The 6,650-nt window shown below is 50.0% G+C and carries 8 protein-coding genes and 1 pseudogene; 5 read left to right on the top strand and 4 right to left on the bottom strand.

All coding sequences use genetic code 11. The annotated features are described in order from the left end of the window. Positions 1–280, bottom strand: a 280-nt coding sequence (locus BLV81_RS23240; protein WP_143036444.1) for a transposase, incomplete at its 3' end; no start/stop codon positions are given. 284 nt (positions 281–564) lie between these two features. Here BLV81_RS23240 and BLV81_RS23235 point away from each other — a divergent pair. From BLV81_RS23235 to BLV81_RS24525, 5 genes and pseudogenes are all read left to right on the top strand, one after another. Further along, entirely contained in the window at positions 565–813 is a 249-nt protein-coding gene (locus tag BLV81_RS23235; protein WP_092360260.1) for a hypothetical protein, read from the top strand. 110 nt (positions 814–923) lie between these two features. Then, on the top strand, positions 924–2,105 hold the full coding sequence (locus BLV81_RS23230; protein ID WP_092360259.1) for a radical SAM protein: 1,182 nt from the start codon (positions 924–926) through the stop codon (positions 2,103–2,105). Then, a complete protein-coding gene (locus BLV81_RS23225) occupies positions 2,102–3,286 on the top strand; it encodes an aKG-HExxH-type peptide beta-hydroxylase (protein WP_092360258.1) in 1,185 nt (394 codons plus the stop codon). The genes BLV81_RS23230 and BLV81_RS23225 overlap by 4 nt, the downstream gene beginning before the upstream one ends. A gap of 10 nt (positions 3,287–3,296) precedes the next feature. After that, on the top strand, positions 3,297–4,346 hold the full coding sequence (locus BLV81_RS23220) for an aKG-HExxH-type peptide beta-hydroxylase (RefSeq protein ID WP_143036446.1): 1,050 nt from the start codon (positions 3,297–3,299) through the stop codon (positions 4,344–4,346). A 207-nt stretch (positions 4,347–4,553) separates the two neighbouring features. After that, a pseudogene (locus BLV81_RS24525) lies at positions 4,554–4,655 on the top strand (DNA-binding protein); the annotation flags it as partial. A 111-nt stretch (positions 4,656–4,766) separates the two neighbouring features. On the opposite strand, the gene BLV81_RS23215 reads toward BLV81_RS24525, so the two are convergent. From BLV81_RS23215 to BLV81_RS23205, 3 genes are all read right to left on the bottom strand, one after another. Then, on the bottom strand, positions 4,767–5,078 hold the full coding sequence (locus BLV81_RS23215) for a toxin-antitoxin system YwqK family antitoxin (RefSeq protein ID WP_143036445.1): 312 nt from the start codon (positions 5,076–5,078) through the stop codon (positions 4,767–4,769). An 89-nt stretch (positions 5,079–5,167) separates the two neighbouring features. Further along, positions 5,168–6,255 (bottom strand): IS3 family transposase gene (locus BLV81_RS23210; protein ID WP_092360255.1). Its coding sequence is split into 2 segments (ribosomal slippage): positions 5,168–6,003 and positions 6,003–6,255, totalling 1,089 coding nucleotides; the frame shifts between segments, so codons are not numbered across the junction. Positions 6,256–6,333: 78 nt separating this feature from the next. Continuing rightward, positions 6,334–6,650 (bottom strand): integrase core domain-containing protein (locus BLV81_RS23205; RefSeq protein ID WP_143036415.1); only part of this gene is annotated, 317 nt, incomplete at its 5' end.

Below are 6,650 nucleotides of genomic sequence, written 5' to 3'. Positions count from 1 at the left end.
CAAAGAAGGCCGAGGCCTTTTTTAAGATTTCTACATCTCCTCGCAGTTGGCGGTTCTCCTGCTCCAACTGCCTGATTCGTTGTTGCTCGGGCGTCAGCGGTTTGCCAATGCCTGGCTGGCCGGATTGCTCGGCATCGTACTGCTCTACCCAGCGACGCACGGCGGTCGGGCCAATGCTCATGCTCTCGCATACGTGCTGAACACTGAGTCCCTGTTCTTTGATCATTTTGACGACCTCAAGCTTGAAGCTGTGATCGAAAGTGCGGCGTTGCCTTGTCATGCAAATCTCCTCGGATGGTGGATTGTCCACCTATCGAGGTGTCCGGGCAAATTAGACCACTACATACATTCTGTCTAGTCAAGTCGCACGAATAGGCGTAGAGTTTGTCGAGTTGCAATTGTTTCTGTATGGAACTATTCTTATGGCATGTAGTTGTGTAGCGATGCCGTCATGAAACCTGTTACAGAAACAATGCTGTGATGAAAATTGCAACCATGCATGCGTCCCACTCTTAAAGCGTCCAGCGGTATTCTTCAATCCACTTATTGTTTATGGAGAAAATTATGGCTAGCACACCCAAAACTGCATCAACTATTGATCTTTCAAAAGCCACCGATGCTGAGCTGAAAAACATTCACAGCCAAGTCTTAAGCAATCTAGCTCTGCGTGCTAACGATCCATCGACGCTGGCTGACGGGTATGATCGGCACGGTAGTGGCCATTCGCGTTCCGGCGGTAGCAGCAATCTAGCCAATCCGGTCGAAGCCCAGGTTGTGAAGGCAAAGAGTGTGAAGGCTAAAGCCGTCAAATAACTTCTTGTAATGTGCTTGGAATCAAACTATCGCCCTTGACAATGAGCTGATGGGGTGAAGTTTGATTCTAGTTAATATGGGTCACGCATTCATATCTTTCTCGGAGACATATGAGAAAAGCAGAAGAAGGTATTTCGCAGGTTTTGGATTGGGTAATCCTCAAAGTGGTTCAGCGCTGTAATCTGAATTGCACATACTGCTATGTCTATAATCGAGGCGACGATTCCTGGAAAACACGTGCGCCGGTTGTTTTAGACAGCGTGATAGAAAAAACCGCACAGCGTATCGTCGAACACAGTCAAAAATACGGGCTGAATAAATTTGTAGTCGAATTGCATGGCGGCGAACCTTTGCTGCTTGGCAAAAAAAAGATGCAATCTCTGATCGACCGTCTGCGCGAAATATGTGCGCCGGTTTATTTGCGCATCATTTTGCAAACCAATGGCTTACTGCTGGATGAAGAGTGGCTGAAACTTTTCGATCGTAATGATATCTCCTTCGGCATAAGTCTGGACGGACCGCCGGAAATCGCGGATAAGTTTCGAATTTTTCGTAATGGAACTGGTTCCACTCAAAACCTTCTGGATAAAATCAACAAATTACGTACCGCCGGCCCGGATTTTGATCGCCTGCTGGGCGGCGTATTATGCGTGGTAAACCCGGAATCAAATGGAGCGGAAATTGTGCGCTGGTTTGTCGCGAATGGATTTGATGCTTTTGAATTCCTGCTTCCCGATGGCAACTACATCAATTATCCGCAGGGATGGAATGGTGCGGGTCCTTATCGCCGCTTTTTACTGGAAGCATTTGAGGAATGGTATGCGATGGATGGGGACGCGCCGCAAATCCGTCTTTTCGAGATGATGCTTATGGGATTTATGGGCGTTAAATCCTCTCTCGACGCGCTTGGCGGCGATTTGCGGAAATTATGCGTGATCGAGTCAGACGGTACGATAGGCGTCAGCGATGTAGTGCGGATGTGCCGTGGCGATTATGCCAACGACAAGCTCAATATTTTCGATCATCCCCTGGATTTACATGCATCGGTTTACAAGCTGGAGGAAATACAACAGCCGGCCGAACAATGCCAAAAATGCGAATACTTGCAAAGTTGTGGAGGCGGTTATTTGCCCCACCGTTTTGATGGAAATACTTTCAATCGTCCTTCCATTTACTGTGATGCGTTGTATGCGTTGTCGGATCGGATGTCGCAAAAAATCCGCATGGATATGCCCGCTTCGCTACTACGCGACCCTTCGGCTAGTCTGCGTCCAACGGATTTCATCGGATGAGTCTCAGCTCGTTCAATTTGTATCATCAGTTTTCCTGTCCGCAAACTCCGTTTGACGAACGGGTATTCGATGCCATTTCGGTTTCGTTTGGAGTGGCGGTGGTGGAGTGTTTTCTGCAGCGGCGGCGCGATCTGATAGCTGCCCGTAGTCGGGGCATTATTGAGTTGGTCGAGTCGTGGCTAGGCGATGCGGCGGATCCGGAAACAGTCTGGGATCAGGCTTTCGGCAGAACAGACTGGGCGATGGAATCCAGTGAGGCAGACACTGGTGATGTCGCGACGCAGCTTGCATTGCGCCTGAGCTCGCGGGGACAGCCAGGACAGTGGCATTCCATATTGAGCCGTCCTATGCGATTGCGTTTCGAAGGCTGGCTTTTGCCGCAATGCACGGAAATTGATCTGCAAAGCGATGGCAACACAGTTTTCATCGTGTTGAAAGTGGAAAATAGCGGTACAGAAAATATCGGATTTGAGAGAACAGAATTTAGTTGGACATCTTCCGGGGCCCAGAGATTGTCGTACGCGAAAGTCAATACGCCAATTTTCCTGATGGCACAATCGGCCATCGAAGGTCAACTTACTATTGACGATCAATTTGGCAGCATCACCGGCTATCCAGAAGTTACGGGAAATATGGTGCAGAACGTCCAGAAAGCGTTGGATATCCTAGCGAAATATGCGCCGCAATATCTGCAGTGGGTAGAACGCGTGATTCGCGGCATCGTCGTATGCCAGTGCAAGGAAACACGTACGCGCAGCAGTACGTGGTCCGAAGCGCCCGGGATCATTTTGATGTCGGTAACTGATGATCCGATAACCATTGCCGAAATGATGGTGCATGAAGCCTCACATCAATATTTCCATCTATTAAGGAAATTGGGTGCCGTTGACGACGGCAGTGATACCTGCCTTTATTATTCACCTGCCGTTTCGAAAGAAAGACCGCTCTCGCGCATTTTGATCGCCTATCATGCTTTTGCCAATATTTTGTTGATGTACCGGACAACGCGCTTAAACGGGCTGGTCGATAGCGGGGAATGTTTAAGAATGGAAAACCGGATGCAGGGCGATATTGGATTGCTCGGTGCGCCATTGCATGCTAACCCGGCACTAACCCCGCTGGGGAATGCGCTTTATCAGCCATTGGCGCAGAGAGCGGAAGGTCTTGATGGCGGTGGATGAGGCTTCCAGCATGATGGCATCCGATTGCAACAGTACCACTCTTAAGCTCACGTCCCTGGAACGGATTTTGCGCTGGAATTGCGATGCGGCGGAGATGAGGGATTGGCGGAATCAGTATGAAAAATTTCTCTTGACCCGCTTCAATACGCTTTTCGCGCAGAGAGCCGAAGACAAATGCCTGCTGGATGCGTTTAACCTGATGCCAGAACCTTTGGCAAAGGATTTCCTGTGCGCACCTGGCGTAGTAAGTATTCTTTGCCGGAGGTCAGAATATGCAGAATGGCAGGGGAAAGCGCTTGCGCAACTACTACTCAAGGTTTTCGCGAACGATCTGTGGCTTCCGCCCCGCAACAGCCGCTTAACCTTTGCCGACACGAATATCGCGCTAGATATAGATAGTGACTTCACGTTCCCCGATGACAAATTTGGCATAGCGGGAACTGTTCACGTCGAAGAGCCGGCGCTCGCTCTGGTTTTGGATAAAATTGATCAAGCCTTTAATCTCGTGCGTGCCGTGTCACCCCGAGCAACTGAGACTGTAAAAACATTCATTGACGTGCTTGCCATACGGAACGAGCCACCTAAGCTTGCTGGGACTGCGCTGCACTTTTATTCAAGCACTTTCAGTGGGTATGCCGGTCTGGTCCGTTTTACAAACGTCGGCGCGGAAAACGCAAGCGTAGAAATACTGGCAGATGCGTTTGTTCATGAATCCATACACGGTTTGTTGTATGCCTATGAAGCAGTCGCGTCGCCGTTGCAAAGTGCAGACGCTAGTGACATCGTCATGCGTTCCCCTTGGAGCGGTGCGCTGATTTCCTTGCCTTCATACTTGCAAGCCTGCGTAGTATGGTACGGGCTTTTCCATTTCTGGAAGCTAGCAATCAGCACTGGGGTCGCGGTCGGTCGCAATGTGGTGCAATTATCAACGCGGGCGCGCGGTGGTTTTTTAAAGCGCCCTTTTTCTTCGATACCGTCATCTATACATGGTCATATCGCACCGGAAATGTCGCAGCTTTTGGATGGCCTCGAACATCATATGCTGATGCAGGAATTCTAAACTGGTATGGCATCTCGACGTTAATATGTTTCTCGTTCCATCCGTTTCCAACATTATTCATAGATCGCTTCAATTTTGATCCAGGCGCAATGTCACGCACGCTTCATACACGATTTGTGTGTGGAGAGATTTCATGGAGATCAAGCAGTAGGCTGCCTGCAGCCAGATTTTTAGCCCACGCCCTCAAGTTTCAAATCAATCCTACTGTTCGGCTCCGGCCTGTCAGCGCGAACGTCGATGACGCTGGCAACTGCTCAAACCGTCAAATTCACGGCGGGTCAAGCATTCAAGGATGCTGTGAACAAAAAAAGAAATAATGTAACTTGCAACTCAAGCCCCTCGAAGTCAGCTGACTTCGAGGGGCTTTTTATCAGCTTTGCGCCGGGCTTACTCGTGCGCCGGCGCAAGCGGTTATAGAACTCAATGTTGCGCCTTGGGTATTTTTCCTTGCGCGCACCAATTTTTCCATTCGTTTAGTTGATCCGCCGTTATCGTGGCATCCTCACCAATTTCCTTATGATGAGCGGCTATCCAACTATCCACGCAGCTTTCGATATTGAGCGTATTTGCATGAGCTCGGATATCAAGTCCTGACGCAGAGGAAGGAGGGAGAGAAATTTCAACGCCTTCTCTATAATTCTTCTCGCTAGAAACTTTTCCATCTTCGCCAAATTCCTGAGATTTTCCGTCGAGCTTTCCTTCTTTGAAGTTTTCCAATTTATAAAGAAACATGCCATAAGGCTCGGTGTAGTGCCTGAAGTCATATTTTTTGTGGACCCCATGGTAATCCCCCCATTTTTAAGCAAAGCTAAAAGTAGAGGCTAAGCCGCAAGGGCCAATTTCTGCTTCGGGGTGATGCCGCCGAGCGCCATGTTCGGGCGTTCGTGATTGTAAGTCCAGAGCCATTTTGTCGCAAATTCCTGAACTTCATTGACGGATTCGAACAGGTAATGTGCGAGCCAGTCATAGCGAACCGTTCTGTTGTAGCGCTCGATGTAAGCATTCTGTTGTGGCTGTCCGGGCTGAATAAAACTGATCTGAATGCTGCGCTTTTCTGCCCACGCGGCCAGTGTCGAACTGATGTATTCGGGTCCGTTGTCACAGCGAATCGTCATCGGCTTTCCCCGCCATTCGATAATTTGGTCAAGCGACCGAACGACGCGCGCTGCCGGCAGGGAGAAGTCGACGTCGATGCCCAAGCCTTCCCGATTAAAGTCATCAATCACGTTGAACAGGCGAATGCTGCGCCCGTCCGACAGTTGATCGTGCATGAAATCCATGGGCCAGACGTCGTTGATCGACGTTGGCACCGACAACGGCTCGGGCTTTGCCCTGGTAAGCCGCTTTTTTGGTTTGATTCGCAAATTCAACTCCAGCTCTCGATATATCCGATAGACGCGCTTGTGGTTCCAGCCGAATCCTTTGACATTGCGCAGATACAGGAAGCAAAGGCCAAAGCCCCAGTTGCGTTGGTTCGCGGTCAGCCGGATTAACCAGTCCGCGACACGCTCGTTATCTTCCGATAGCTTTGCATTGTAGCGATAACAGGCCTGGCTGATCGCGAAAGTCGCGCATGCGCTGCTGACGCTGATTCCATGCGCTCGGACTGCCGCTTGTGCCATCTCACGTCGGTGAGATGGCTTCACCACTTTTTTTGCATCGCCTCCGAGATGATCTCGGCCTTCAACTTCTCTTCGGCGTACATCTTCTTGAGCCGACGGTTCTCGTCTTCCAACTCCTTCATCCGCGTCATCATCGACGCGTCCATGCCGCCGTATTTGCTGCGCCATTTGTAGAATGAGGCCGAACTCATCCCGTGCTCACGACAAAGCTCCGGCACTGGCGTGCCGGCCTCGGCCTGCTTCAAAATGTTGATGATCTGACTTTCGGTAAAGCGTGATGTCTTCATGTAAAACTTCCTCAAAATCGCATTTAAGAAAATTCTACTTTTAACTGATGCTTTTTTGTGGGGGGATTACTGTAGTGGTCAAGTAAATTCGGACACGGCGATAGGTTTTTTTGCTGCCATGTTCCGTTCGTAGACGGAGGGCGGCAGATTGCCCAGAACTGAATGCAGACGTTCGTTGTTGTAGAAGCCGACGATGTAGGCGGCGATATCGATCTTGGCCTCCGCGTGATTGGCATATTGGCGCTGCCACACCCGTTCCATCTTGAGATTCAGGAAGAAGCGTTCGGCAACTGCATTGTCCCAGCAGTTCCCTTTACGGCTCATGCTGCAGATGAAACCGTGGCTGGTCAACAATGCTTGGTACTGGGCACTTGCGTACTGGCTGCCACGGTCTG

The sequence above is a fragment of the Collimonas sp. OK242 genome (genome assembly GCF_900107095.1).
In the GTDB taxonomy this organism is placed as follows: Bacteria; Pseudomonadota; Gammaproteobacteria; order Burkholderiales; family Burkholderiaceae_D; genus Collimonas.
The sequence above is the reverse complement of the archived record's forward strand: the minus strand, read 5'-3'. Positions and strand labels throughout refer to the sequence as shown.

Coding starts and splice junctions, on each gene's coding strand:
- BLV81_RS23235 (WP_092360260.1), top strand. CDS start 565: ATGGCTAGCACACCCAAAACTGCATCAACTATTGATCTTTCAAAAGCC.
- BLV81_RS23230 (WP_092360259.1), top strand. CDS start 924: ATGAGAAAAGCAGAAGAAGGTATTTCGCAGGTTTTGGATTGGGTAATC.
- BLV81_RS23225 (WP_092360258.1), top strand. CDS start 2,102: ATGAGTCTCAGCTCGTTCAATTTGTATCATCAGTTTTCCTGTCCGCAA.
- BLV81_RS23220 (WP_143036446.1), top strand. CDS start 3,297: ATGATGGCATCCGATTGCAACAGTACCACTCTTAAGCTCACGTCCCTG.
- BLV81_RS23215 (WP_143036445.1), bottom strand. CDS start 5,078: ATGTTTCTTTATAAATTGGAAAACTTCAAAGAAGGAAAGCTCGACGGA.